Consider the following 24,934-nt stretch of genomic DNA (forward strand, 5'->3'; position numbering starts at 1 on the left):
TCGCAACCCTGACTGCCTGCACGCAAGAGACTCCCACGCCCCCGCGCACGCAGACCCCAGGCCCAACCGTGTCCGCGGGCCCGACCTCCTCGCCGTCTCCGATGCCTTCCGCGTCCCCCTCGGTCGCCCCGAGCTCGGGCCCGAATCAGGATGTGACCGTCGAGCCCGAACGCCCCGAGGCACTCCAAGGTCCTGCCACCGAGGAGAACGCGGTCGCCGTCGCGAAGTACCACCTCGCTCTCTACTCCTACATCGTCGCCACGGGGGACCTCGAGCAGTGGGACTCACTGGCCGCCAAGGGCTGCCGATACTGCGCGAGCGGCCGCGAGGTGGCAGTCGCCATACACGAAGCCGGGAACCACGGCGTCGGCGGCGCCGTCGATCTGCACGCCGGCACAGCGACCCTCGATGACGACGGGACCTTCCTCGTCGACATCGCCTTCACCGAGTACCCGTCGCAGACCGTGTCAGCGGACGGCGCGCTCGTCGAGGACTTCCCGGACACCTCCGAGATGAAGGCGACGATGCGGTTGAGCTGGTCAGGGAGCAAATGGAAGGTCGAGGGTGTCCAGATCGACGACTTCGACGAGCAGCAATGAGGCGGGGACGCGCACTCACCGTCGCCGCCGTCGTCCTGGCCCCCATGCTCGTGCTTGCGACGCCCAGCGTCGCGAGCACGCGCGGAGATCTCGACGAGGACGAAGTGCATCTCAGCGGGACGTTCAAGACGCACCTTGCTTACCGGCGCTGGCTCAAGAGCCCGCCTGCGATCAAGCTCACCGACTATGCCAGGGCACCGCTGTGCAACGTCGGCTCGCCCTACCTCCAGCCCGGCATCGATGGAGAGTGCCTTCCTCCTGACGGGACCGTGCCGATTCCTGGCTGCGGGGACGACGAGCCGATGGAGCCGCTCTGGCGCCGGACCCGGCCAGATGCGGCGAGCGAGTGGCGCGCGTGGAGGATGGTCATCGGCTGGGTGTGCCCCGATGATCTGCTTCCCCCGTTTCCCGAGGTCGAGTTCCGACGTCTCAAGATCGCGCCGCTTGAAGCCCACAGACAGCCGTCTCGGCCTGAGATACTCGTCAACAAGCCGCTGATCGTCTTCACAGATCCGGCGCAGCGCGCGTTCCGGACTGATCTGTTCGGGTTTGCAGTCGACGTCGAGACAACGCCAGTCGCCTACACATGGGACTTCGGTGACGGCAGCACGCTTGACACGCGCTCGGCCGGAGGCCCCTACCCGTCTCTGGAACTGACGCACACGTACAGGTCGGCCACGACGGCGACGGTGTCCCTGACGACGAAGTGGACCGGCCGGTTCCGGGTCGACGAGGACCCGGATCACGAGTGGCGTGAGATCGATGGCACTGCTGTCACCACGACCACGCTCGACCCGTTCGACGTCATCGAGCTCCGAAGCCGCCTCGACGGGTAGGCAGACGGCCCGACCGTGAGCGATCAGACATCGGGAGCACCTCGTCGGCGGGCATATAGTGAACAATATGTCCATGAATTCGGGGAGCGTGGGGCGCGGGCGTCCGCGCTCGGTCGAGCGCCGGCGCGCGATCCTCGACGCCGCCGCGGAGCTCGCGCTCGGCAGCCAGACCCTGCCGACCATGGACGCGATCGCCACGCGCGCCGGGGTCTCCCGCACGACGCTCTACAAGTGGTGGCCCTCGTCGGCCGCGGTCCTGCTCGAAGGACTGCTCGAGCGCTTCCACGCGAGCATCGAGTTCGACGACGACCTCCCCGTGCGCGCCGCACTCACGGCGCAGGTCGACGCGCTCGTCCACCTGCTGCGCGACACCCCCGCGGGACGGCTGCTGCGCCAGCTCATGTCCGCGTCCATCACCGACGCGGCGACCGCGACCGCACTGCTCGACCAGTGGATGGAACCGCGCCGCCACGCCGCGATCCACCACCTCGAGCGCGGCATGACGATCGGCGAGATCCGCCCCGGGACCGACACCGCCCTCGTCGTCGACGCGCTGTTCGCGCCCGCGTACCACAGGCTGATCTGGGGGCACGCCCCGCTCGACGACGACCTCGCCGAGCACGTGTGCGCCCTCGTCTGGCCCGCGATCACGACCTGACCTCGTCCGTCCTCCAGCGCGGCACACCCCGCCGCACCCACCCACACCAGGGAGAACACGCATGACCACCGTCGCCAAGAACATGGTCGACACGCTCGTCGCCGCGGGCGTCCAGCGCGTCTACGGCATCCCCGGGGACTCGCTCAACGGGTTCACGGACGCGCTGCGCGGCTCGGGCATCGACTGGGTGCACGTGCGCCACGAGGAGGCCGCCGCGTTCGCCGCGGGCGCGGAGGCGGCGCTGACCGGCGAGATCGCCGTGTGCGTGGGCTCGTGCGGCCCGGGCAACCTGCACCTCATCAACGGCCTGTTCGACGCGCAGCGCTCGGGCGTGCCGGTGCTGGCGATCGCCGCGCACATCCCCACCTCGGAGATCGGCTCGGGCTACTTCCAGGAGACCCACCCGCAGGAGCTGTTCCGCGAGTGCTCGGTGTACTGCGAGTACGTGGCCTCCCCCGTCCAGATGCCGCGGGTCATGCAGACCGCGATGCGCGCCGCGATCGAGCAGAAGGGCGTCGCGGTCGTCGTGATCCCCGGTGACGTCGCGCTCGCCGAGGCCGACGACGACGGCGTCGCGCCCATCCGCGCGACCAGGCCGCGCGTGATCCCGTCCGACGACGAGCTCGCGACGGCCGCGGGCATCCTCAACGACGCGAAGCGCGTCACGATCCTCGCGGGTGCGGGTGTCGAGGGAGCGCACGCCGAGCTCCTCGCGCTCGCCGACACGCTCGGCGCGCCGATCGTGCACACACTGCGCTCCAAGCAGTACGTCGAGTACGACAACCCGTTCGACGTCGGCATGACCGGCCTGCTGGGCTTCGCGTCCGGCTACAAGGCGATGGAGTCGTGCGACACGCTGCTGATGCTCGGCACGGACTTCCCGTACCGCCCGTTCCTGCCGGAGAAGGCCAAGGTCATCCAGGTCGACATCCGCGGTGAGCGGCTCGGCCGTCGCACGCCGCTCGAGCTCGGCCTCGTCGGCGACGTGCGCGAGACGATCCTCGGCCTGCTGCCGCGCCTGTCACGCCAGTCGGACCGCTCGCACCTCGACGACGCGCTCGCGCACTACGCCAAGACCCGCACCAAGCTCGACGACCTCGCGACGCCCCGCAAGGGCTCGCAGCCGCTGCACCCGCAGTACGTCGCCAAGCTGATCGACGAGATCGCGTCCGACGACGCGGTGTTCATCCCCGACGTCGGCTCGCCGGTCATCTGGGCGGCGCGCTACCTGAAGATGAACGGCCGCCGCAAGGTCATCGGCTCGTTCATCCACGGCTCGATGGCCAACGCGCTCCCGCAGGCCGCGGGTGCCGCGGCGGCGTTCCCGGGACGCCAGGTCGTCGCGATGTCCGGCGACGGCGGCGTCGCGATGCTGCTCGGCGAGCTGCTCACGTTCACGCAGAACAAGCTGCCCGTGAAGGTCGTCGTCTTCAACAACTCGTCGCTCAACTTCGTCGAGCTCGAGATGAAGGCCGCGGGCTTCGTCACCAACGCGACCGACCTGGAGAACCCGTCGCTCGCGGCGATCGCCGAGGCCGCCGGCCTCAAGGCGTTCCGCGTCGAGAAGTCCGCCGACCTGCGCGGCGCGCTCGAGCAGGCGTTCGCGTACCCCGGCCCTGCGTTCGTCGACGTCGTCACCGAGCGTCAGGAGCTGACCATCCCGCCGTCGGTCAAGCTCGACCAGGCCAAGGGCTTCGCGCTCTACGCGCTGCGCACGCTGCTGTCGGGCCGCGGCGACGAGCTGCTCGACCTCACGCGCGCCAACCTGCGCCAGGTCTTCTGACGCGGGCGCTGAGGGCCTGGACCCCGACGCGCTGAGCCCGGGAGCACCCGCTCCCGGGCTCAGCGCGCGGACGCCTCCGCGAGCAGCAACCCGATCGCGCCGAGCACCAGCACGGCCGACGCGAGCGCCCACAGCACCCCGGCACCCGGCCGCTCGGGCAACGACTCGGCCGCCGGCGCGCCCGGCGACACCCGCGCGGGCGGCGCGACCGCCGCAGCCGACCGAGCCCGGCACAGCGCCGCGCCCACGAACGCGGCGAGCACCAGGACGGTGCGCCACGACACCCCGAGCCAGACCAGCTGACCGACGCCCAGCACCAGCGCGACGAGGACGAGCGGCAGGGCAGCGCCGGTCACGAAGGCACGATCGGTCCGGAACATGTCCCTAGCATGGGGCAACCACCGGACGAAGGGGCGCATCCGTGACCGAGTTCTACGTCGATCCCACGGCCATCACCCGGTTCGCGACAGCGACCGGGAACGACGGACTTGCCGGCGACGCCGACCGCGGCGTCACGTACCACTCGACCTACTGCACGATCCCGTCCGACGCGACCGGCGTCGTGTTCCAGAACTTCTCCGGCATCGCCGCCGAGTGCCGCGCAGGGGTCGACGAGGCGCTGACGCACCTGCGGACGCTGCTGCGGACGTCGTCGACCGAGCTGGCCGCAACCGCCGCGTACTACCGCGACACCGACACCGTCACGGCCGCCCAGCTCGACGGGACGTACTGATGGCGGACCCGTCGGGCGTCCTCGTCCCACCGAGTGACGACGCGATCATCCCCGACCTTGCCGAGCTCGTGATCTCCGGGATGGGGACGCTGCTCAGCCCGACCGGCTGGGTGCGCACCATCCTGTCGATGTGCGGGGGATGGGACCCCCTCACCGAGGCGCTCAAAGGTCTCTCGGGCGACTGGAACGCCGTCGCACAGGCCGCACGCGGCTACCAGGCGCTCGACACGTTCCTCGACGAGGTCGCCACCGAGCTGTCCGTCGAGACGCGCAAGGTCCTCGCCGACTGGGAGGGCAACGCGGCGAACGCGTGCGACTCCTACATGGTCGGCACGCTCGTCCCCGCGCTGACCGAGCTGTCGACCGCGGTCCGCAACGTCGGCGACCAGTACCAGGCAGTCGCGGTCGGCATGCACCGGACCGCGATGGTCGCGAACGACGCGATCAACTTCGCGATCGACTGGATCATCTACACCGCAGCCATCGCCGCGGCGACCGCGGCGTCGTCCTGGACGGTCGTCGGCGGGATCGCGGGTGGCGCGGCGACCGCGGCGGCGGTCGTGCAGACCATCCGCGCGATCTCGAGCGCGTCCACCGCCCTGTCCGCGGGGCAGGTCGTGATCGATGCCGCCGCCGGGTTCATCCCCGGTTACCTCGGTGCGATCCACGGCTTCGCGGACGTCGCGCTGCCCGCCGCCTACGACCACCCCGGAGCGACCCGATGAGCTCACCCCACGACCCCACGACGCCCGACGACACGCCGCTGCTCGGCGCGATCCCGGCCGGGAGCGTCGCGGACCGCACGCTCCGTCAGGCGCTCGCGACGCTGCGCGAGCAGGCGCCCGACGAGCAGACCGCCCGGCTGTACGACGACATCCTCGCGGGCCGGCGTTCGGCGCGGGACCTGCTCGAGTCGCCCGGCTTCGCGGCGGCCGCGTCGCGGGGCGTCGAGCAGTACCGCCACTGGACCGCGGACCTGGACGACGACGAGCGCGCCGAGCTCGACGAGGCCGCCCGCGCGCAGGCGGACCGTCTCACCGAGCCGGCCGAGCCCGTCTGACCGCTCGTCGCCGCAGGTCACGCGCGAGCACGCCGCGCTCGTCGGCCCCGCCCACCCACCTGCGCGACGGTCCGGACCGTCGGTCGAACACGCGGGCACACCACAGCCGCGTGGTGACCGGTTCCTCCCGCAATCGACCGGTCTCAGGCGCGACGAACCGTTCACACCGTTCGTCAGGCGAGCGCGATGGGGCCCCTGACCTGCGGCTTCGGTACGCTCCGCGCGCTCCCCGGCAACGCCGCCTGGGTGCCCGCCCGACGAACAGGAGCCCCCGTGTCCTCTGAGTACCCCGGCGCCCCGACGCCCGAGAACCAGCCGCCCGCCCAGCCCACGCCGGGCGTGCCCGCGTACGGCGCGCCTCAGCCGCCGCAGTTCCCGACCGCTCCCCCGGCGTACGGCTACCCCGGCGCGCCCGGCGAGGAGTCGGACAAGTCCTTCATCGCGACGTGGCTCCTGGCGTACTTCCTCGGCATCCTCGGGGTGGACCGGTTCTACCTCGGCAAGATCGGCACCGGCGTCGCCAAGCTCGTCACGCTCGGCGGCTGCGGCATCTGGGCGCTGGTCGACCTGATCCTCGTCCTCGCGGGCGTCCAGAAGGACAAGCACGGTCGCAAGCTCGCGGGCTACGACCAGCACAAGAAGCTGGCGTGGATCGTCACCGCGGTGCTCGTGCTCGCCGGCTCGGTCACGTCCGCGCTCAACCCGCCGGACTTCAGCCAGTTCAGCTCCAGCGCGTCCGTCGTCGAGGTCCGCGACTGACGAGCCCGTCTTCACCGACGCGCCCACGACGAGGGGTCGGCTCCGCACCGCGGCGCCGACCCCTCTCGTCGTCCCGGCGCCGGGCGAGCTGCACGCCACGGCCGTGCGTGCACCCGGCGGGCACCGCGCGACGCAGCTAGCCTGACCGGGACGTAGCCTGACCGGAACGTAGCCTGACGGGAACGTAGCCTGACGGAAACGGGGACGGGTCGATCGCCGAGCGTGAGGGGCGGATGTGACGGAGCCAGTCGCACACGGCGGGGTGGACGACCCGGGGCCGTTCTTCCACGGCACCAAGGCCGAGCTCCTGCCCGGTGACCTCATCGAGCCCGGGCGTGCCTCGAACTACGGATCGCGCCGGGTCGCCGCCTTCGTCTACGTCACCGCCACGATGGACGCCGCGATCTGGGGTGCCGAGCTCGCGCAGGGTGACGGCACCGGCCGCATCTACCGCGTGGAGCCGCTCGGCACGCTCGAGAACGACCCGAACCTGACCGACAAGCGGTTCCCCGGCAACCCGACCCGCTCGTACCGGACCCGTGAGCCTGTGCGCGTGCTCGCCGAGGTCAGCACGTGGCACGGCCACCCACCCGAGGTCCTCCAGAACATGCTCGACCACCTGCGCGCCCTGGACGACGCCGGCATCGAAGCCATCAACGAGTAGCACGGGCCGACCTCCGGCGCACGACTCATGCTGGTGGCCCGCGCTTGTCCACAGCCCCGGCAAACCTCCCTCTCGCGGGTCGCGATTCGGGTACTTTGCCCGACATGCGTCGTCAGGGGGCCATGGCACGCGCGGTCGCGTTCGCGACCGCCATCGGCATCGGCATCAGTCTTGGTCTTGCTGCGTGTACCGGCAGCGGGGGTGCGGATCCGACGGCGGCAACCACGGCTGCGACGTCGCGTCAGCCTCCTACGCCTTCTCCGAGCCCGACCCCTGTACCGTCGCCCGCGCCGACGGGCGCGCTCCCCGACGTCACCGTCGCCCCCACCGCTCCCGCCGCGCTTGACGGTCCTCCGACCGAGGCGAACGCAGCCGCGGTCGCGGAGTACTTCATGTCGCTGTTCCCCTATATGTACGCGACCGGCGACACCTCGGAATGGGAACGACTGTCGGGCAAGAACTGCGGGTACTGTGCCGGGACGCTCGCCGACCTCCGCGAGAAGGTCGCCGCTGGCAGGCACGCGGTGGGCGGGAACTTCGAGTTCGAGGCGAGCGGATCGTCCACCTTCGACGGCGACGAGTACTTCGCCTGGGTCGTGTTCATCCAGCACCCGTCGCGCGCCCTCGACGAGTCAGGTGAGCTCGTGGAGGGCTTTCCGGAGACTTCCAGGGTCCGAGCACAGGTGAGCCTGATCTGGGACGGCGCGGGATGGACAGTGGACGGCGTGGACCCCCGGAAGCTCGGTACGTTGTGAGGCGGGGCGTCCGCCACCCAACCGCGATCGTCTGCACGGCAGCAGCGATGACCATCGGACTGTCATTGCCAGCCAACGCTGACGATGTCGTCGTATCGGCGCCGGGTGATGACCGGCTCCACGCGCGCGCGTTCGCCGCCTCCCAAGCTGAGCATGCGTGGAAGGCAGCAGGAACTCCTCTCGAAGAGCGTCTCGACGAGTACAAGCGCTCGTCCCGGTGCAACGACGACCCTGAGCTCGACGAGCCGGGGATCGATCAGTCCTGCTACATCCCACCGGGTATCGAGATCACGGGGCCGACGTGCGAGGACGGCCCGGCGATCGCGCCGCTGTGGTTCCGCTACCGGGCGAGCGTCGACTCCGCCTGGTCGACGTGGGAGATGCTGGTCGGCTGGTCCTGCCCCGAGCACCTGCTTCCGCCGGTCGACGTCGACGACCTCCGCGTCCTGCGCATCGCGCCACCTGAGGTCGGTGTCCAGCCATCCGGCGACATGCTCGTGAACAAGCCCGCCATCCTCTTCACCGCCGCCGACGCGCAGGCATTCGACGTCGACATCGAAGGGTTCGCCGTCGAGATCGTCGCCGAGCCGACCGCCTGGGAATGGGCGTTCGACGACGGTGAGCGACTCGCGACCGACGTCCCCGGCGCCCCGTACCCCTCGTTCGACATCACCCACACCTTCCGCACGCCGATGGAGGCGAGCACCGTCGGCCTGACCACGTCCTGGAGGGGGCGATACCGGGTCGCATCGGATCCACTCCAGAAGTGGCGCGCGATCGACGGCACCGCCGTCACCCGGTCGAGCAGCGACCCCTTCGACGTCATCGAGCTGAGGACGCGCCTGACGGACTGAGCGGGGCCCGCGCGGCGCCCGCGAGCATTGGGTCTCACTGCGCGGGACCCTCGGCAAAGGACGTTGCGCGCGAGCGTCACACGTCTAGCATCCGGCAGACGGTCCGACGACGAGAGGGACTTCCGTGGCCATCGACACGACCTCGACCGGAGCACCCGCTGCCGCGCACGGCACGACCGAGCTCGTGCCGGCAGCGCCCGGCCTCGAGCTGGGCGTCCTCGACAACCCGGCCTGGCACTCGCTCAACGGCCGGCACGCGGCACTCTCCGAGGGCAACGAGCTCGTGCGGCGGTACCTGCCCGAGGTGTCGCCGTTCGCCGCGGTGCGCTCGTGGGACGACCCCGACGTGTGGGACGCGATCATCGACCTCGTCGGACCCGGCGAGCTGTTCCCCGTCTCGGGCGCCTCGCCCGTCCTGCCGAACGGCTGGGAGATCGCTGCGCGGGGTGCGGGCGTCCAGCTCGTCGAGACGGACGCGCTGCGGACGCGGCCCGACGACGAGGTCGTGGTCCTCGGCGCGGACGACGTGCCCGAGATGCTCGCGCTGGTCGAGCGGACCAAGCCCGGACCGTTCGCCCCGCGCACGTACGAGCTCGGCCGGTACGTCGGTATCCGTCGCGAGGGCAGGCTCGTGGCGATGGCCGGCGAGCGGCTGCAGCCCGGTGGGTGGACGGAGATCAGCGCGGTCTGCACCGACGCCGACCATCAGCGCCAGGGTCTGGCCACGCGCCTCGTGCTCGACGTCGCGCACCACATCCACGAGCGCGGCGAACGGGCGCTCCTGCACGCCGCGGAGGCCAACACGAGGGCGATCGCGATCTACGAGCGGCTGGGCTTCCAGCTGCGCCGCCGCACGATCTTCGGCGCCGTCCGCACCCCTGCGCGCTGAGGCGCGAGGCTCGCCACCGTCAGACGGCGCACTCACAGACGAGGTTGTACTCGACGACCTGCTCGTCGGGCTGCGCCCAGGCCTCGGCCTGCTCGCGGGACTCGAACCTGCGGCCCGCCAGACGCCCGTCGGCCATGAGCACGCTGAACTCGATCTGCTCGCGCGGGTCGGTCCAGGCCACTGCCTGCGACATCGTCGCTCCCCTCGTCGTCGGACTCCTGCCGGGGTCCGGGGCGCCTGCGGCACCCTACGTCCACGACAACGATGCGGCGCGTGCGTTCATGCCCGCGGACCCGCTCAGACCAGCTCGGCGAGCAGCCGAGCGGCGCGCTCGGCGCCGTCGGTCTCGACCGGGCGGTACGCGACCTCGCGGGCGAGCTCCTTCGCGATCGCCTCCGCGAGGCCGCCCGGGTCGAGCGCGTCGGTGTACGCGAGGTGTCGACCCGCCTCGTACCGGTCGAGCCGGGCGCGCACGTGGACGTTCTGCTCGAAGTGGTGCTCGAGCGGCACGTAGACGAACGGCTTGCGCAGCGCCGTGAGCTCCATGCAGGTCGTGAGCCCGCCCTGCACGACGGCGACGTCGCACGCCGCCGCGAGACGGTACAGGTCCGGTACGTACCCGACGACGGTCGCGCCCTCGGGGGAAGGCAGCGAGGCCGGCGGGTTCGTCACCGAGACGACCTGGGAGCTCGGCGACGACGGCTCACTGCGCTTCGCGGCTCAGCCCGAGCTGCCGTGGCCCGCGGGCGCGACGCACATCCAGCTGCTCCCGCTGGAGCGGATCGACTAGCCCCCTCCCCCTCAGCGACCGACAGGTGGATCATGGCCACAACGACACGAGGGGGCTCGATGACCAGACAGGGCAAGAGCGAGCGCAAGGTCAACGCCAGGGACGTCGTGCGGGCGGTCGGGGTCGCGCTCGCCGTCGCGGCTGTCGTCAAGGAGCTGCGCAAGCCGACCGAGGAGCGCACGTGGCACGGCGTCATCGCCGGGTTCGTGCCCTACGAGCTGCGGCCGCCGACGATCTCCCGGTTCCGCGAGCGTGTGTGGGACCCGGACTCCGAGCACCTCATCGGTCCGCGCGTGTTCGGCGTGGGCTGGACCCTCAACCTCGGCCGCGTGTACGGCCTGGCCCGCCGCGCGATCTCGTCGGACTGAGCAGCGCTGTCGACGATGCGCGGGTCAGACCTCGCGCGGGATCCGCTTGGTCAGCATGAACAGCCGGCACATGATCCGGTGACCGCGGTCGGACGCACGCCCGTACATCAGCGGGCACCCGCCCTCGATCACGGTCAGCCCGTGCTCACGACCGAGCGTCGCCGCCTCCGGGTCGACGCTGCCCTTGTCCACGGTGCGGTGCATCCACACCTGCTTCACGCCGAGGTCGATCGCCTCCTGCACGGTGGCCTTGGCGTGCTGCGGCGCCGTCGCGATCACGACCGCGTCCACGCCACCCGGGATCTCCGAGAGGTTCGCGTACGCCGGGTCGCCCTCGATCGACTTCGCGTGCGGGTTCACGGCGAACACCTCGTAGCCGGCGTCCCGCAGCCGCGTGTAGACGACATTCCCGCCGTGGTTCGCCGGGGTGCGTGAGACTCCTGTGACGGCGATGCGCCGCGAGTTGAGGAACGTCTCCGCCGCCTGCTTGATGCTCGTCATCATCCGCTCCACATCGAGTCGTTGAGCCGACGCTAACGAGCGCCCTCTCGCCTCGGCACGGGACCAACGGCCCGCCCGTCGAGCGCGTTCAGAAGGTGCCAGGACGTGTCGATAGAGCTGCATGGCGACGAGCGAGCAAGAGGCGGTCCGCGGCCCGAAGACCATGCGCCTGCGGTATGCCGGGGTATGCCGGACCTGTGCCCTGTCGCTCGCTGCGGGCACCACCGCCGTCTACGACCCGACTAGCAAGACCGTGACGTGCATGACGTGCCACGACGCAGTCGGACCGCCTGCACCCGATCTGCGAGCAGACCCGCCTCCCGATGCGCCGCCGCCCGTAGCGCCGGCCGTGCAGGCGACGAGCCGGCATGTCCCGGCCGCCACCGACGCCAGCACCGAGGGCCGCGAGGTCGAGGGCGGCGCTGCGGGGGCCTCCGCACGGCGCGAGTACGAGCGACGCAGCGCGGCGCGCGAGAAGCGCATCCGAGAGAAGCATCCTCGTCTCGGAGGGCTCATCCTCGCGGTCACCGACGAACCGCAGAGCACGACCGCCTGGGCGCGAGGTGCCAAGGGCGAAGAGGTGCTGGGGCGTGGCCTGGACGGGCTCGCGGGCAAGGGCGTGCGGGTGCTGCACGACCGTCGCATCCCGCGCACGAGGGCCAACATCGATCACATCGCGGTGACCTCCTCAGGCGTCTACGTGATCGATGCCAAGCGGTACCAGGGGCGCCCGAGCCTGCGCGCCGAGGGCGGGATCCTCCGGCCGCGCACTGCCAGGCTCGTGATCGGCTCACGCGACGGCACGAAGCTCGTCGAGGGCGTCCACAAGCAGGTCGGCCTCGTCGTCGACGCCCTCACGGCCGCCGGGCACGGCACGGCGCCCGTCCGCGGGATGCTCTGCTTCGTCGACGCCGACTGGCCGCTGATCGGCGGCTCGTTCCAGATCGACGGGCTCGACGTCCTCTGGCCTCGGAAGGCGTACGAACGCCTGACGACGCCCGGCCCGCTCGGACCGGACGTCGTCGATGAGCTGCACCGCACCCTCGCGCGCGCCTTCCCGCCGGCCTGACCCGGCCCGGAGCTCAGGGGACGTTCGCGCCGCCGTTGACGTTGATGACCTCGCCGACGACGAAGCTCGACTCGGGCGACGCGAGGAACACGTAGGCCGGTGCCTGCTCGACGGGCTGGCTCGTGCGGCCCAGCCACGACGACTCGCCGAAGCCGTCGAGCTTCTCGGCGGGCTGGCCGTCGGTGACCTGCAGCGGGGTCCACACCGGGCCGGGCGCGACCGCGTTCACCCGGATCCCCCGCGGCGCGAGGTCGGCCGCGAGCGCCTTGGTGAACCCGATGATCGCGAACTTCGTCGACGCGTAGTTGATGATCATCGGCGACGGGTTGTAGCCCTGCACGGACGTGCTGTTGATGATCGTCGCCCCCGGCGGCAGGTGCGGCAGGGCGTCGCGCGTGATCCAGAACATCGCGTAGAGGTTGGTCTGGATGGTGCGGTCGAGGTCGGCCTCGTCGAGCTCGTCGTACGTCTGGTGGTAGACCTGGTGCGCCGCGTTGTTCACGAGGATGTCCAGCCCGCCGAGGCCCTCGACCGCGTCGGCGACGAGCGTGCGGCAGAACTCCCGGTCGCGGATGTCACCGGGCAGGAGCACGGCGTTGCGCCCCTCGGCCCGCACCAGCGCGGCGATGGCCTCGGCGTCGACCTGCTCCTCGGGCAGGTAGCTGAGCGCGACGTCCGCGCCCTCGCGCGCGAACGCGATCGCCACGGCCGCGCCGATGCCCGAGTCCCCGCCCGTGATGAGCGCCTTGCGCCCCGGCAGGCGGCCGGTCCCCCGGTAGGACGTCTCGCCGTGGTCGGCCTTCGGGTCCAGCTCGGCGTCCAGCCCCGGGAGCGGCTGCCACGACGCGTGCGGCTTGATGTGCTTGTGCCGCTCGACGGGGTTGTCGAACGTGAGCTGGTCAGCGGACATCGTCGTCTCCTCGGGTGCATTGTGCGCCGGCGGCGCCGGTCTCCTGCGGCGACGATAACGACCGTCCGGACGGTTGTCCGGACCTGCGGCCGGCTCGGTCTGCTCAGCGGCTCGCGCGCGTGGAGGCCGTGACCGTGAACTTCGGGTCGCGAGCGACCTGCCGGGTCGGCCCCACGACTCGCTCGAGCGTGGACCGATACCGCAGGTGGGAGTTCCACACCGCCCACAGCTCCCCGCCCGGCCGCAGCACCCGCGCGGCCTCGGCGAACAGCTGCTGCGCGATCCCCGCGTGCACCGCGGCACCCACGTGGAACGGCGGGTTCAGCACGACGAGGTCCACGCTCGCGTCGGGCAGCACGTCCGCGCCGTTCGCCCGCGCGACGACGACCCTGTCCTCGAGACCGTTCGCGGCGGCGGTCGCGCGCGCCGATGCCACCGCGGCCGCGGACTCGTCGGTCGCGGTCACGGTCAGCCGCTCGTTCGCGCGGGCCAGGAGCACCGCGAGCACGCCGGTCCCGCAGCCCAGGTCGAGCGCCGTCGTGGCGTCCGCGGGCATCGCGCCGAGGTGGCGGAGCAGCGCACGCGTGCCGATGTCGACACTCGTCCCGGCGAAGGCGCCGCCGTGCGCGCAGACCGTCACGCCGAGGTCGAGATGCTCCTCGCGCCGCGGCCAGAGCTGCTCGGGGCGCTCGTCGTCGGGACGGGGGCGCGAGGCCACCAGGACGCGCGACTTCTGCCGCGCCAGGTGGGCCTGCACGTCGCCGAAGTGCCGCCGCAGCACGTCGTTCATCGCGGTCGTCATGTGCTTGACGCGACCACCGGCGACGACGAGCACGCCGGGGTCGGCGTGCGCGGCGACCAGACCGGCGATCTCGTCGAGCGCGTCGAGCGAACGCGGCAGCTGCAGCAGGACGAACCTCGCGTCGGCGACGAGATCCGGCGTCAGCCCGAGCGACCTGAAGCCGCCGACACCCAGCCGCTCGGCGTTCGCCTGCAGCGCGCGCTCACCCAGCAGCCGGTCCTGGTGCGTGCGCACACCGGACAGCCCGTGCCGGACGATCGCGCCGAGCGTCAGCGCACCGTGGTGGTCACCGATCACGACGACGTGCTCCCCGGACACCGCGCCCCACGACGACGACGCCTCGCCGAGGATCAGCCGGTCGGTCGCGTCGACCGCGTGCAGGTTCGGCGCCTCGAGATCGGGGTACCGCCGGAGACGGGCGAGCAGGTCGTCCTGAGCCCCCGCGTCTGCGTCCACGGCCCGAGGCTAACCCGGCGGGCGCGGCGCCCGTACGGGCGACCGTGTGCAGAGGAAGGCGCACCATCTCCCCGGCAGCGCCCTCGCGTGGTGGACGTGCAGGTCGAGCCGGAGATCTGTCTCTTCGTCGGGACCGCTTGTCAACCCCCGAACGGGGGAAATCCCGCCGCCCGGCATGCGGGTCGCGCGGAGCAGGCTTAGCGTCGGCGACGTGCTGGGACACGTGGACTCGCCTCCGACGGCGCCCTCGTCGGACGTACCGGAACCGATCGTCTTCGACGGTCGGTACCGGCTCGACGGCGTGCTCGGCCACGGCGGGATGGCGACCGTCCACCGCGCTCGCGACATCCTCCTGGAGCGCGACGTCGCCCTCAAGGTGTTCCCCGTGGTGCACGGCGAGAACGAGCTCATGCGCAACCGCGCCGAGGTTCTCGTGCTCGCGGCGCTCAGCCACCCCGCGCTCGTCATGCTGTACGACGCGGGTGCCGAGCACCGGCCCGACGGCGGACAGCAGGACTACCTCGTCATGGAGCTGGTGAGCGGCCCGACGCTGTCCGAGCGGCTGCGCCGCGTCCCGCTCGACCACGCGCAGGCCACCCGCGTGGGCCGCGATCTGGCCGAGGCGCTCGCGGTGGTGCATGCCCAGGGCGTGATCCACCGCGACATCAAGCCGGGCAACATCCTGCTGGCGAGCCCCGACGCGCTCGAGGCCGACGACTGCGGCGGGCCGGCGGTCAAGCTCACCGACTTCGGCATCGCGCGACTGATCGACGGCACCCGGCTGACCATGACCGGTCAGACGCTCGGCACCGTGCTCTACCTCAGCCCGGAGCAGGCGCGCGGGGAGGCGCTGGCGCCGTCGAGCGACATCTACTCGCTCGGGCTCGTGCTCATCGAGTGCCTGACCGGGCGTCCCGCGTTCGAGGGCACCACCACCGAGTCCGCGATCGCGCGTCTGGTCTCCGCGCCGCGCATCCCCGACGACATCGACCCCGAGCTGGCGGCGCTGCTGACGCGCATGACCCTCATGACGCCCGACGAGCGCCCGAGCGCCGACGAGGTCGCGACGGCGCTCGCGGCGCTCGCCTCGCCCGACCGCACCCTCCACCTCCCGGCCGCCGCCGCACCGCTCACCGAGGCGCAGCCGACGGAGGCCGTCCCCGCGGCTCCCGCGGAGAAGAACCCCCGGCGCCACCCGCGCCGCGCACTGCTCTCCGCCGGTGCCGCCCTGCTGCTCGCCGCCGGCGGGCTGCTCGTCGCCCAGCAGGTGTCGGCGTCCGACGCGCCGTCCGACGCACCGTCGTACCCCGCCGTGGACGGACGCCTGGGCACAGCGCTCACCGAGCTGCAGGAGAGCGTGCAGCCATGATCCGACTGCGCAGGGCCGTCGTCGCGCTGGGGGTCGCGCTCACTCTGCTCGGCGTCTCCGGGTGCGGGAGCAGCACCGAGCTCGGCGCCGATCGCGCCCGCACGCTCCAGGCCTCCGTGCTGGCGGTCACACGCGCGGCGGCTGACGGCCACTGGCGTGAGGCCACGACGCTGCTCGGGTCCACCCGGGCGCTGCTCGACGCGGGCGTCGAGCAGGGTGAGGTCTCGGCGATGCGCTACCGCGCGATCGACGCGGCGCTCGACGAGGTCGAGGCCGAGCTCGCCGCCGCGCAGGAGCGTGCCGCCGCGACGGAGACGGCCCCGGCCGTCGAGGCGACGCCGACACCGCAGGCGACGACGAAGGTCGTCGTCGAGGAGACGAAGGCGCCCTCGAAGCCTGAGCCGGCCCGCCCCGGCCCGGCGCCCGAGCCCAAGAAGCCCAAGAAGCCCACCAAGGTCGAGCCACCTGACAAGCCGGGGCCGGGCAAGGGGAAGGAGCCGGGCGACCGCAATCGCAGGTGAGCTGCCCATCGGCTGTGATCGCGGCTCGCGTGACCACGCTGGCGTGGCCGCGGCCCCGCCGGCAGACCCCTGCGGCGGTCGGGCGTCACAGCCCGTGGAGCAGGTTGGTCATCTCCGTGATCTCGGCCGTCTGGTCGTCGATGATCGACCGGGCGAGGGCGAGAGCCTCGGCGTTGCGGCCCGACGCGAGCTCCTCCTCGGACATCGTCACCGCGCCCTGGTGGTGCGCCGTCATGAGCTCGAGGAAGCGCCTGTCGAACTCAGTGCCGGACAGGCCGCGCAGGTCGGACATCGCCCCGGCCTGGTCCGTGCCGTCCATCGACATCCCGCCGTGATCCATGCCGCCGTGCTCGACGTCTGCGGGCTGCGGCTCGCCCCAGCCGTCGAGCCAGCGCTTCATGCGGTCGATCTGCGGCCCCTGGGCCGCGGCGATCCGCGCGGCGAGGGCCCTGACCTGAGGCGTGGACGCGGTCGCGGCAGCCAGCTCGGCCATCTCGATCGCGCCCTCGTGGTGGACGATCATCATCTGCGCGAACGTCACGTCCGCATCGTCGTGCTCGGTCGTCGTCGTGGCCGCGCTGGACGTCTGCACGACCGTCGACCGCGGGTCTGCGCCGGCGCCGTCCGAGCACGCGGCGAGGCTCGCGGCGAGGCTGAACGCCGCAGCGGCGGCGACGAGACGTGAGCGGGTGCGTGCTGTCATCAGGGTCTCCTGCGGGAGGGGGTCGGGGTGGTCACAGCCGGCTGGTGACCTCGTCGAGCAGGTCCGCGGGCGCCAACCACATCGACGGGTAGTCGCCCTTCCAGACCTGGTTGCCGTCCGCGTCGACGAGGACGAAGCCGTGCCCGGGCAGGCCCTCGTGCATGCCGGTGCCGAGGGTCCCGTACGCCTCGGAGACAGTGCCGTCGTCCAGCAGGAAGGGCGCTTCGATGCCGAGACGCTCGCGGTCGGCGTTGATCTGCTCGGCGGTGTTCATGACGATCGGCAGGACCGTGACGCCTTCCTCTGCGAACCGCTCGTCGTCCTCGATCGCACCCATCTGCATCAGGCACGCGTCGCAGCCGGCGCCCTCGTTGAAGTACAGGACGACCGGGCGGCCGCGGTAGTCGTCGAGCGAGACGGCCGACCCGTCCGACGCCGGGAGCGTGAACCCTGGTGCCACGCGGGCCTCCGTGGACGTGACCGGGCGTGACGACAGCAGCCCGGCGGCGACCAGCACGGCGGCGACGACGGCGGCGACGCCCCAGAGCGCCCAGGAGCGCAGGCGGCGGCCGCGGTCGGCTGCGGCGCGGAGGGCGTTGTCGGCGTCCGCGCGCTCCTGGCGACGGCGGGACGCGGTTCCGGAGGTCATGAGTCGGCTCCTGCACTCGTGGCTGGCGTGGGTTGCTGGTGGCACGCGGGTGCGCCCACCTCGTCGTCGGCGGGCTCCGCCGGGGTTCCGGGCGCCTCGGCACGCGTCGTGGCACCGCGCGCGCGGCGCGACGACGAACGGTCGGTCACGGTCGCCGCGACGAACGCGCCCGCGACGGCGAACAGCACGACGGCGAGCACGGGCTCCGGGAAGGGCGACAGCCAGTCCTGGATCCCCCCGAACACGCGGGTCAGCGTCCGGCTCGCCGCTTCCTGGAGCGCGGTCCCCCCGCTCATGTCCTCGCGCCCGGCGAGCGCGATGACGAACACGCCCATCACGGCGAAGGCGGCCGCGACCGCAAGGTTCGACGTGGTGGTGACGAGGCTCCGTCCATTGAGCCGCAGCCGCACGACCCGAGGACGCAGGACGCGGCGTTCGCCGAGCCGCGCCCTGTCCCACACCAGCGCCATGAGGAACAGCGGGAAGACCATGCCGAACACGTAGGCGAGGCCCAGGACCAGGCCGCCGCCGGTCGAGCCGGACAGGGCCGAGAGCGTCATCACACCAGCGAGGACCGGAGCGCAGCACGAGGAGGCGATCCCGGAGAACACCCCGAGCGCGAAGAAGCTCGCCGAGTCGCCGCGCGCGGTGTCGGGAGACCTCACGAACGACGGGAGCGACCACATCCGCCCCGACAGTGCGAGCCCGGCCAGGGCGAGCATGAGGACCCCGCCGCCCCAGTACAGCGGCGCGTGGTACTGCGCGATGGCCCCGGCGAGCATGCTCACGCCCAAGGTGATCGGGACCAGCACCACGGCCAGGCCCGCGGCGAACAGGAACGTCAGCGGGAGCAGCCGCCAACGCGCGTTCTTCACCGCCCCCGCGAGGTAGGACGGCGCGAGGAAGACGATGCAGCACGGGGCGAACAGGGCGACCCCACCGGCGAAGAACGCGGCGAGGACGCTGCCCGTCGCAAGCAGCTCGCTGCCCATCAGTGCACCGCCTCGATCCGCGAGCCGCGCGCGGTCAGAGCCCGCTCGAGCCGGCGCCGGGGCAGCCGCCCGCAGGAGAAGAACTCCCCGTCCAGCAGGACGAGCGGCGCCAGGCCGGGGCGGTGCCGTGCGACCAGGACGCGGCCCTCGGCCGAGGCGGCGTCCACGACCTCGACGACGAGCGGGTGGTCGCGGGCCAGCTCGGCGAGCGTCGCCTTCGCCTGGTCGCACAGATGGCAGGCGGCGACCTCGACGACGGTGACCTGGGCGGGTTGTCTGGCTGGATCCGGCACGGTGGCTCCTCACTTCGGCTACCGGTACGGTCCGCCACGGACGTCGCACGCCTCCTCGTCGTTCGATCAAGGTTTCGTGAAGTTCGCAGGACGAGGCGCGGGATCACCCAAGATGGGCAGATGACTTCCTCCTCGGTGTCGGCGCGCCGCGCGGTCGTCGTCGACGACGAGCAGCCGTTGGCCACGCTGATCGGCAGCTACCTCGAACGGGACGGCTTCGAGGTCCACCTGTGCCATGACGGCGTGCAGGCGGTGGCGGTGCTCCGCGACGTGGACCCGGACGTCGTCGTGCTGGACCTGGGCCTGCCCGGCGTGGACGGGGTCGAGGTCTGCCGGCAGCTGCGGACCTTCTCCGACTGCTACGTCGTCATGCTGACCGCCCGCTCGGAGGAGGTGGACAAGCTGATCGGCCTGTCGGTCGGCGCCGACGACTACATGACGAAGCCGTTCAGCCCCCGCGAGCTCATGGCGCGCATCACGGCGTTGCTGCGCCGACCACGTCGCACGGCGACCGTCGTCGCCACGCCCGCGGCACCGCCGATCGAGGTAGGAGCGCTGCGGCTCGACGTCGAGGCCCGCGAGGCGTACGTCGACGGGGCGCTCGTGCCGCTGACCCGCACGGAGTTCGACGTGCTCGCCGCGCTCGCGGCACGCCCCGGGACCGTGCTGACCCGGCGGGCGCTCATCGACGCCGTCTGGGGTCCGGGCTGGATCGGTGACGACCACCTGGTGGACGTGCACGTGCTGCACGTCCGTCAGAAGCTGGGCGACACCGCCAAGGACCAGCGCTTCGTGCGCACCGTCCGCGGCGTCGGGTACCGCATCGGCGTCGGCGCGTGACCGCCACGGCGCGCACCCGCAGCGGAGTCGGGCTCGCGGCCCGGCTCCTGGTCGCCCTGGCCGTGGTACTGGTGACCGCCGCCGTCACGGCGTGGGTGGTTGGCGCCGCGGTCGGGCCCCGGCTGTTCCACGAGCACATGGTCAAGGCAGGACTCGACGACCACGACGCCGCGGTCGTGCACGCCGAGGAGGCGTTCCGGGCGGCGAGCACGACGGCCGCCGCGCTGGCCCTCGTGGCAGCGGCGATCGCCGCGACGGCCGCGAGCCTCGTCGTCGCGCGACGGATCGCGGGTTCGCTCGACGCCGTCGCGGCCGCGGCCGCGGACCTCGGCGCGGGCGACTACGGCGTCCGGGTCCCCACGTCGGGCCTGGGCGCGGAGTTCGAGCAGCTCACGACGTCGTTCAACGCCCTGGCCGACCGGCTCGAGGAGTCGCAGCACCTGCGCGAGCGCCTGCTCGCCGACGTCGCCCACGAGATCCGCACCCCGGTCGCCACCATCCGCGGGTACGTCGAAGCGATCACGGACGGCGTGCAGGAGCTCGACGCCACGACCGCGGACGTGCTCCTCGGCCAGGCCGAGCGGCTGTCCCGGCTCGCGCGGGACCTCGCAGCAGTGACGCACGCCGAGGCCGGTGACATCACCCTCGACCTGGAGCCGATCCAGCCCGAAGAGCTCGTCGACGCCGCCGTGCACGCGTGGGCGGAACGGGCCGCGACCGCGGGCGTCGACGTGCGCTCGCACGCCGAGCGCCCCCTGCCCGCCGTCCGCGTCGACCACAACCGCATGGCACAGGTCCTGGACAACCTGCTGGCGAACGCGCTGCGGCACACACCGTCCGGCGGTCGCATCACGCTGCGCGCGAGCCGGCGCGACGACCAGGTCTGCCTCGAGGTGAGCGACACCGGCACCGGGATCGCCGCGGAACACCTGCCGCACGTCTTCGAACGGTTCTACCGGGCCGAGACCGCTCGGGACCGCGACAGCGGCGGCTCCGGGATCGGGCTCGCCATCAGCAAGGCCCTCGTCGAGGCGCAGGGCGGGACGATCCACGTGGCCAGCCCCGGTGAGGACGGCGGCGCGACGTTCACGATCACGCTCCCGGCAGCCGCCGAGGCCTGATCGCACCCGCGACCGGGGCCCTTCGTCCCGTCCCGCGGCGGCGCCCGCTCCCCCGTGTGTGGGCTTCATCAGATCTTGACCGAACCTGAGGGACCGCTCCATCGGACCTCAGCACGCTGGCCGACGCGTCGGGTGGTCCGACGAGGTCAGCGAAGGAGTCCCGATGGTCACCACTGCACCCGGCCCGGCAGCCGGACCCGCCACGACCCGCGACGGTCAGCGACGGGAGGTGCGTGTCACGCTCGTCGTCGCGGTGAGCCTCGTCATCGTCGTGACGGCGCTCGCCCTGCCCGCATGGCCGGCCGGAGAGGACATGGGCTCGACGCACTACATGGGCCTGCTCGCGGCCAACCAGCCGTGGAACCTGCTGCTCTTCATGGCGGTGCCCGTGATCCTCGCCGAGACGATCGCCGTGACGGAGCTCGTCGTCCTGTTCAGCCCGCAGCGCGCGGGCCGCACGGTGCGTGCCCTGAACCGCTACGCGGGCCTGGTGGCGGGCTTCTACTTCCTGGGCGTGTTCGCGTACCTCATGAAGCACGCGGTCATCCCCCTGACGACCGACGGCGGCTGGCGCGGTCCGGCCGACGTCATCGCGGTCGGGTTCTACCTGCTGGGGCTCGTGCCGCTGTACGGGATGTCGCTGATGGAGACGGGCGTGCTCGGCGCCGACTGGGACGACCGGCGCCGGCTCAGGACCCACGCCACGTTCGTCGGGGTGTTCCTCGTCGTCGCGCACGTCGCGATGATCTTCGGCATGCTCGACCCGTCCGTCCTCGGCTGGGAGCCGAGCCACGTCATGGACGACGGCTCGACCATGCCCGGCATGTCGCACTGACCCGCCGTGGCTCCCGCACGGCCCCGCCATCCGGGCGGGGCCGTGCGGCCGTCACGCCTGGGAGTGGACGGTGATCACGTAGCCGTCGGGGTCGCGGAACGCGAACGTCGTGCCGAACGGGCCGTCGGCGGGCTCCTGCACGACGACCGCCCCGTGGCCGACGACACGCTCGTGCACGACGAGGGCCTCCGGGTGGTGGAACCAGATGCCGACGCCCACGCCGAGCTGCGCATGCGCGTCGAGGTCGACGCCCGGAAGCGGCGTCCGGACCGCGAACGAGACGGAGCCGCTCGTGAAGACGACGGCCTGCGGGTTGGGGGCCGGCACGCGCGCGAGTCCGACGACGCGCTCGTAGAAGTCGGCGGACGCCGCCAGGTCACGTACCTGGAGCGAGACGAAGTCGGGGCCGGTGGTGGGTGAGGTGGTTGTCATGTCAACATACTGACATCAAGTCACCGACTCATGTCAAGATATTGACGTGACCGACGTCGACGCCGCCGGAGCCCGAGAGCTCGGCATCCTCATCAAGGCGACCCAGGCCGCTCTCAACCAGCGGATGGACGAGGCCCTGCGCCCGCTCGGGCTGACCGTCGCCCAGTACGCCTGCCTCAGCAACCTGCACGCCGAGCCCGGCATCAGCAGCTCCGAGCTCGCCCGACGCACGTTCGTCTCGCGACAGTCGATGAACGTGCTTCTCCAGGCGCTGGAGAAGCAGGGAATGGTCGAACGCGCGCCAGAACCCGGCCCCCGTCGCGAGCGCGCCGCGCTCCTGACCTCGCGTGCTCAGACGTCGCTCGCCCAGGCGGAGACGGCAGTCGCGGACGTCCTCGCCCGCATGCTCACAGGCCTCGACCCGACCCAGCGCGACGCACTACGAGCGGGCCTCACCGCCTGCAGAGACGCCCTCCTCGACGTCTGACACGACCCGAGCTACTCGTCGTCCACCTCGGCCGCACGCGGACGCCGGCGCGCCGCTCGTTCGGCGATGGTGCCCGCCAGCTTCGTCGTGGCCGAGCGGGCCCGGCCGACCGTCTGGCCGGTGAGATCCTTGGCACCCTCGAGGCCGGCCGCCCCGGTCTCGAGTGCACGCTCCTTCGCCTCCGTGGCCGCCTCGAGCCAGCGCCGGACAGCGACGGCCTCGCGGTCCGCGCCGATCCCCAGCCCCGCGGTGAACTCGAGGACGTGCGACCCGACGACGCGGCTGGACGCGTTGATCGACTGAGCGGCACGCGGGTGCAGGAGCACCTTCGCGTCCGCGGTTCCGACCGCATCATCCATACGCGTCATCAACCGATCGACCCTGCTGGCGATGAGGTCGAGCCGCTTCTGCCGCGCAACACGGATGCCCGCACGATGCTGCTCGAGCTCGTCGGGAGCCCCTCCGAGCACACGATCGAGCTCGAGGACGGCAACGGCGTCCTGCAGCTGGAAGCACCGGGCCAGGACCGCCAGCCACTCCTCGACCACCGCCCGCGCGTGGTCGGCGGCCTTCGCGACCTCGCCCACCGCCTGCGCCCTCTCCAGCTTCTGGGCCACGTCGTCGAGCTGGCGAAGCGCGTACGCCTGAGTCTCAGCGATGGTCGCAGGCGTGGCCTGGACCTTGGACCACGTGACGTCCGAGACGCCCCCGACGTGATCGCGGATGGTGAGCGCATCCTCGATGACGAGCAGAGCGCCCACCATCGCCGCCAGCGCCGCGTCCTTCTGCCCACGCAGGACGTCGTCGACCTTCGCGTCGATGCGCACGAGGTAGTCGGTGATCTCCTGCATCGCCTGCTGCATGGCGAGCTGGGCCATGAGCCCCGCGACTCCCGTGAGCATCGCCGGGTTGGTCAGCATCGCGCCGGGCGTCCGCACGATCTCCAGGATGTGGCTCGTCTTGCCGCCATCCATCGCCACGGCGCGACTGCTCGAGGCACTTGAGCCCTTCATGAGCGGCATGCTCTTCATGGCACGCGCCGACTCCTTGGTCAGCTTGACCCAACGCCCCGACGTCGCGGCGATCTGCGAGCCGGCCTCCAGAGCCGCGGCACCAGTCGCCGTCGCCCCGCTCAGCCTGCGCAGCCCGAGGTCCTGCGAGGGCAGCCCTTCGGACGCCAGGAACCTCTCGATCGCACCGGCGTCGCCGAGGAGAGCGATGCCCTCGCCGTCGCTGACGAGCTCGATCTCGTCGTCCATCCCACGCTCCCGCCACTTGACGCACGTGCGCTGCCGCCCACGCCCGCGATCCAGCCCGAATGACCCGCTGCTGCGACATCGCAGCGCGCGCTCACCGTACTGACCGCGCTACCCATCCCATCGGCGACTCCCAGCGTCGACGTGACGCCAGAACTCGAACGGCCCAACTGGCGCGCCATCGCGACGCGAGGCCCGGGCACGACGAAGGCCGCCGACCCCGGACGGGGACGGCGGCCGGGTCAGCTGCTCGAGGAGGTGACACCTGACCTGTGGTGCCGGGAGTCGGCGCGGGAACGATGTGCACCGTGCGCTTCATCAGAGCCTCGCCGCCTCGGGCGACCGCCACGACGTCCCGGCGGAACTCCATCGCATAGGCATGAAAGGCCTGACGCAGAGGTCGACACCCCCTGATCGCCGTAGCCGGCCAACCCCCGCAGCACATTTCCCGCACCGCCGCCGAGGTCCTCGTCACTCGGCCCGCTGACGCCGCACTGCGGTGTGCGCGCTACGGTGCAGAACATGGCCACCTGCATGGTGCTGCGCTGTGGCAACGAGTCCGCCGCGACGCGGGTCGTTCATAGCGGCGACCCGGATCGCCTGCCGATCGAGTTCCGCGTGTGCCGCGAACACGACTCGCTCATCGCCGCCGGCTTGCCGTTCAGGTACAACGACGAGGACCACGCCGTCTACGTCGGGAGGGACATTGATGCGGCTGGACTGCGCATGCTCGTGGACTACCTGGGCTGGCAGGACGACGCCGGCATGCCGAGCGACATGCACCGGCACGTCTTTCGCGACGACGCCGGCGACGAGTTCAGCTTCATCCTTCCCGACTGGCTCGCGGGAACGCTGCGCCGCAGGTGGGCCGAGCAGGGCATTGGCGACGACGACGTTCAGGGGGCGTAGAGCGGCGCTCGCAAACCGGGACTCCTGCCAGAGCCTGGTGA

The 24,934-nt window shown here is 71.9% G+C and carries 33 protein-coding genes; 21 read left to right on the plus strand and 12 right to left on the minus strand.

Going from position 1 to position 24,934, the window contains the following annotated elements; all coding sequences use genetic code 11:
- The first annotated feature begins 101 nt into the window (after positions 1 to 101).
- The 4 genes from CPE01_RS00990 to poxB all read left to right on the plus strand — a co-directional run bounded on the left by CPE01_RS00990 (position 102) and on the right by poxB (position 3,876).
- Positions 102 to 599 (plus strand): DUF6318 family protein, encoded by a 498-nt coding sequence (locus CPE01_RS00990; RefSeq protein ID WP_281285088.1) that lies wholly within the window; start codon positions 102 to 104, stop codon positions 597 to 599.
- 44 nt (positions 600 to 643) lie between these two features.
- The gene (locus CPE01_RS00995) at positions 644 to 1,435 is read left to right on the plus strand and encodes a PKD domain-containing protein (RefSeq protein ID WP_146804771.1); all 792 of its coding nucleotides are present in this window, start codon (positions 644 to 646) and stop codon (positions 1,433 to 1,435) included.
- A 67-nt stretch (positions 1,436 to 1,502) separates the two neighbouring features.
- Positions 1,503 to 2,093, plus strand: a complete 591-nt coding sequence (locus CPE01_RS01000; RefSeq protein ID WP_246783649.1) for a TetR/AcrR family transcriptional regulator — start codon at positions 1,503 to 1,505, stop codon at positions 2,091 to 2,093.
- Positions 2,094 to 2,154: 61 nt separating this feature from the next.
- The gene (gene poxB, locus CPE01_RS01005) at positions 2,155 to 3,876 is read left to right on the plus strand and encodes a ubiquinone-dependent pyruvate dehydrogenase (protein ID WP_146804772.1); all 1,722 of its coding nucleotides are present in this window, start codon (positions 2,155 to 2,157) and stop codon (positions 3,874 to 3,876) included.
- A 59-nt stretch (positions 3,877 to 3,935) separates the two neighbouring features.
- Here the strand turns inward: poxB and CPE01_RS01010 are convergent, their stop codons facing one another.
- The gene (locus CPE01_RS01010; RefSeq protein WP_146804773.1) at positions 3,936 to 4,232 is read right to left on the minus strand and encodes a hypothetical protein; all 297 of its coding nucleotides are present in this window, start codon (positions 4,230 to 4,232) and stop codon (positions 3,936 to 3,938) included.
- Between the two features lie 65 nt (positions 4,233 to 4,297).
- On the opposite strand from CPE01_RS01010, the gene CPE01_RS01015 reads away from it, so the two are divergent.
- The 8 genes from CPE01_RS01015 to CPE01_RS01050 all read left to right on the plus strand — a co-directional run bounded on the left by CPE01_RS01015 (position 4,298) and on the right by CPE01_RS01050 (position 9,590).
- A complete protein-coding gene (locus CPE01_RS01015; protein WP_146804774.1) occupies positions 4,298 to 4,609 on the plus strand; it encodes a type VII secretion target in 312 nt (103 codons plus the stop codon).
- Entirely contained in the window at positions 4,609 to 5,334 is a 726-nt protein-coding gene (locus CPE01_RS01020; RefSeq protein WP_146804775.1) for a WXG100 family type VII secretion target, read from the plus strand. Before CPE01_RS01015 ends, CPE01_RS01020 begins: the two co-directional genes overlap by 1 nt.
- Positions 5,331 to 5,669 carry a hypothetical protein gene (locus CPE01_RS01025; protein ID WP_146804776.1) on the plus strand — a complete coding sequence of 113 codons (339 nt, stop codon included), beginning with the start codon at positions 5,331 to 5,333 and terminating at the stop codon, positions 5,667 to 5,669. The genes CPE01_RS01020 and CPE01_RS01025 overlap by 4 nt, the downstream gene beginning before the upstream one ends.
- Positions 5,670 to 5,942: 273 nt before the next feature.
- On the plus strand, positions 5,943 to 6,428 hold the full coding sequence (locus tag CPE01_RS01030; protein ID WP_246783650.1) for a TM2 domain-containing protein: 486 nt from the start codon (positions 5,943 to 5,945) through the stop codon (positions 6,426 to 6,428).
- A 235-nt stretch (positions 6,429 to 6,663) separates the two neighbouring features.
- A complete protein-coding gene (gene arr / locus CPE01_RS01035) occupies positions 6,664 to 7,092 on the plus strand; it encodes an NAD(+)--rifampin ADP-ribosyltransferase (RefSeq protein ID WP_146804778.1) in 429 nt (142 codons plus the stop codon).
- A 122-nt stretch (positions 7,093 to 7,214) separates the two neighbouring features.
- Positions 7,215 to 7,847: a DUF6318 family protein gene (locus tag CPE01_RS16580; protein WP_222592844.1), complete on the plus strand. Its 633-nt coding sequence runs from the start codon at positions 7,215 to 7,217 to the stop codon at positions 7,845 to 7,847.
- Positions 7,848 to 7,894: 47 nt separating this feature from the next.
- Positions 7,895 to 8,701, plus strand: coding sequence for a hypothetical protein (locus CPE01_RS01045; RefSeq protein ID WP_146804780.1), 807 nt, complete (start codon positions 7,895 to 7,897; stop codon positions 8,699 to 8,701).
- A 184-nt stretch (positions 8,702 to 8,885) separates the two neighbouring features.
- Positions 8,886 to 9,590 carry a GNAT family N-acetyltransferase gene (locus CPE01_RS01050; protein ID WP_371861967.1) on the plus strand — a complete coding sequence of 235 codons (705 nt, stop codon included), beginning with the start codon at positions 8,886 to 8,888 and terminating at the stop codon, positions 9,588 to 9,590.
- Positions 9,591 to 9,609: 19 nt separating this feature from the next.
- On the opposite strand, the gene CPE01_RS16265 is transcribed toward CPE01_RS01050, so the two are convergent.
- Both CPE01_RS16265 and CPE01_RS01055 read right to left on the minus strand, forming a co-directional pair.
- A complete protein-coding gene (locus CPE01_RS16265; protein WP_186811352.1) occupies positions 9,610 to 9,783 on the minus strand; it encodes a hypothetical protein in 174 nt (57 codons plus the stop codon).
- 104 nt (positions 9,784 to 9,887) lie between these two features.
- Positions 9,888 to 10,262 (minus strand): glycosyltransferase, encoded by a 375-nt coding sequence (locus CPE01_RS01055; RefSeq protein ID WP_146804781.1) that lies wholly within the window; start codon positions 10,260 to 10,262, stop codon positions 9,888 to 9,890.
- 177 nt (positions 10,263 to 10,439) lie between these two features.
- On the opposite strand from CPE01_RS01055, the gene CPE01_RS01060 reads away from it, so the two are divergent.
- The gene (locus CPE01_RS01060) at positions 10,440 to 10,748 is read left to right on the plus strand and encodes a DUF5808 domain-containing protein (protein ID WP_146804782.1); all 309 of its coding nucleotides are present in this window, start codon (positions 10,440 to 10,442) and stop codon (positions 10,746 to 10,748) included.
- Positions 10,749 to 10,772: 24 nt separating this feature from the next.
- Here CPE01_RS01060 and CPE01_RS01065 read toward each other — a convergent pair whose 3' ends face one another.
- Positions 10,773 to 11,249: a CoA-binding protein gene (locus CPE01_RS01065; protein WP_146804783.1), complete on the minus strand. Its 477-nt coding sequence runs from the start codon at positions 11,247 to 11,249 to the stop codon at positions 10,773 to 10,775.
- Positions 11,250 to 11,598: 349 nt separating this feature from the next.
- Here CPE01_RS01065 and CPE01_RS01070 point away from each other — a divergent pair, with 349 nt between their 5' ends.
- The gene (locus tag CPE01_RS01070) at positions 11,599 to 12,318 is read left to right on the plus strand and encodes a nuclease-related domain-containing protein (RefSeq protein ID WP_246783651.1); all 720 of its coding nucleotides are present in this window, start codon (positions 11,599 to 11,601) and stop codon (positions 12,316 to 12,318) included.
- A 13-nt stretch (positions 12,319 to 12,331) separates the two neighbouring features.
- Here the strand turns inward: CPE01_RS01070 and CPE01_RS01075 are convergent, their stop codons facing one another.
- Both CPE01_RS01075 and CPE01_RS01080 read right to left on the minus strand, forming a co-directional pair.
- On the minus strand, positions 12,332 to 13,228 hold the full coding sequence (locus tag CPE01_RS01075) for an SDR family oxidoreductase (RefSeq protein WP_146804784.1): 897 nt from the start codon (positions 13,226 to 13,228) through the stop codon (positions 12,332 to 12,334).
- A 103-nt stretch (positions 13,229 to 13,331) separates the two neighbouring features.
- The gene (locus CPE01_RS01080) at positions 13,332 to 14,486 is read right to left on the minus strand and encodes a class I SAM-dependent methyltransferase (protein ID WP_146804785.1); all 1,155 of its coding nucleotides are present in this window, start codon (positions 14,484 to 14,486) and stop codon (positions 13,332 to 13,334) included.
- 211 nt (positions 14,487 to 14,697) lie between these two features.
- Between CPE01_RS01080 and CPE01_RS01085 the strand changes: the two genes are divergently transcribed.
- Together CPE01_RS01085 and CPE01_RS01090 are read left to right on the plus strand one after the other, a co-directional pair.
- Positions 14,698 to 15,855, plus strand: coding sequence for a serine/threonine-protein kinase (locus CPE01_RS01085; protein ID WP_246783652.1), 1,158 nt, complete (start codon positions 14,698 to 14,700; stop codon positions 15,853 to 15,855).
- Positions 15,852 to 16,376: a hypothetical protein gene (locus CPE01_RS01090; protein ID WP_146804787.1), complete on the plus strand. Its 525-nt coding sequence runs from the start codon at positions 15,852 to 15,854 to the stop codon at positions 16,374 to 16,376. The genes CPE01_RS01085 and CPE01_RS01090 overlap by 4 nt, the downstream gene beginning before the upstream one ends.
- Positions 16,377 to 16,461: 85 nt before the next feature.
- Here the strand turns inward: CPE01_RS01090 and CPE01_RS01095 are convergent, their stop codons facing one another.
- From CPE01_RS01095 to CPE01_RS01110, 4 genes are read right to left on the minus strand one after another with little or no spacing between them, the layout of a single operon-like run.
- Entirely contained in the window at positions 16,462 to 17,079 is a 618-nt protein-coding gene (locus CPE01_RS01095) for a DUF305 domain-containing protein (RefSeq protein WP_146804788.1), read from the minus strand.
- A 31-nt stretch (positions 17,080 to 17,110) separates the two neighbouring features.
- Positions 17,111 to 17,728, minus strand: coding sequence for a peroxiredoxin family protein (locus CPE01_RS01100; protein ID WP_146804789.1), 618 nt, complete (start codon positions 17,726 to 17,728; stop codon positions 17,111 to 17,113).
- Complete coding sequence (locus CPE01_RS01105; protein WP_146804790.1) at positions 17,725 to 18,720, minus strand: cytochrome c biogenesis CcdA family protein; 996 nt, start codon at positions 18,718 to 18,720, stop codon at positions 17,725 to 17,727. The genes CPE01_RS01100 and CPE01_RS01105 overlap by 4 nt, the downstream gene beginning before the upstream one ends.
- Positions 18,720 to 19,013, minus strand: a complete 294-nt coding sequence (locus CPE01_RS01110; RefSeq protein ID WP_146804791.1) for a glutaredoxin family protein — start codon at positions 19,011 to 19,013, stop codon at positions 18,720 to 18,722. The genes CPE01_RS01105 and CPE01_RS01110 overlap by 1 nt, the downstream gene beginning before the upstream one ends.
- A gap of 120 nt (positions 19,014 to 19,133) precedes the next feature.
- Here CPE01_RS01110 and CPE01_RS01115 point away from each other — a divergent pair, with 120 nt between their 5' ends.
- From CPE01_RS01115 to CPE01_RS01125, 3 genes are all read left to right on the plus strand, one after another.
- Entirely contained in the window at positions 19,134 to 19,853 is a 720-nt protein-coding gene (locus CPE01_RS01115) for a response regulator (RefSeq protein ID WP_146804792.1), read from the plus strand.
- Entirely contained in the window at positions 19,850 to 20,974 is a 1,125-nt protein-coding gene (locus CPE01_RS01120; RefSeq protein ID WP_146804793.1) for a sensor histidine kinase, read from the plus strand. The genes CPE01_RS01115 and CPE01_RS01120 overlap by 4 nt, the downstream gene beginning before the upstream one ends.
- A 163-nt stretch (positions 20,975 to 21,137) precedes the next feature.
- A complete protein-coding gene (locus CPE01_RS01125; RefSeq protein WP_146804794.1) occupies positions 21,138 to 21,809 on the plus strand; it encodes a DUF6803 family protein in 672 nt (223 codons plus the stop codon).
- Positions 21,810 to 21,860: 51 nt separating this feature from the next.
- Here the strand turns inward: CPE01_RS01125 and CPE01_RS01130 are convergent, their stop codons facing one another.
- A complete protein-coding gene (locus CPE01_RS01130) occupies positions 21,861 to 22,241 on the minus strand; it encodes a VOC family protein (protein WP_146804795.1) in 381 nt (126 codons plus the stop codon).
- A gap of 46 nt (positions 22,242 to 22,287) precedes the next feature.
- Here CPE01_RS01130 and CPE01_RS01135 point away from each other — a divergent pair, with 46 nt between their 5' ends.
- Positions 22,288 to 22,728: a MarR family winged helix-turn-helix transcriptional regulator gene (locus CPE01_RS01135; protein WP_222592845.1), complete on the plus strand. Its 441-nt coding sequence runs from the start codon at positions 22,288 to 22,290 to the stop codon at positions 22,726 to 22,728.
- 11 nt (positions 22,729 to 22,739) lie between these two features.
- On the opposite strand, the gene CPE01_RS01140 is transcribed toward CPE01_RS01135, so the two are convergent.
- Positions 22,740 to 23,987: a hypothetical protein gene (locus CPE01_RS01140; protein ID WP_146804796.1), complete on the minus strand. Its 1,248-nt coding sequence runs from the start codon at positions 23,985 to 23,987 to the stop codon at positions 22,740 to 22,742.
- Positions 23,988 to 24,506: 519 nt separating this feature from the next.
- Here CPE01_RS01140 and CPE01_RS01145 point away from each other — a divergent pair.
- Complete coding sequence (locus tag CPE01_RS01145; RefSeq protein WP_146804797.1) at positions 24,507 to 24,893, plus strand: hypothetical protein; 387 nt, start codon at positions 24,507 to 24,509, stop codon at positions 24,891 to 24,893.
- Positions 24,894 to 24,934 lie beyond the last annotated feature (41 nt).

Origin of the sequence: Cellulomonas persica (genome assembly GCF_007989825.1) — a bacterium.
GTDB lineage: Bacteria > Actinomycetota > Actinomycetes > Actinomycetales > Cellulomonadaceae > Cellulomonas > Cellulomonas persica.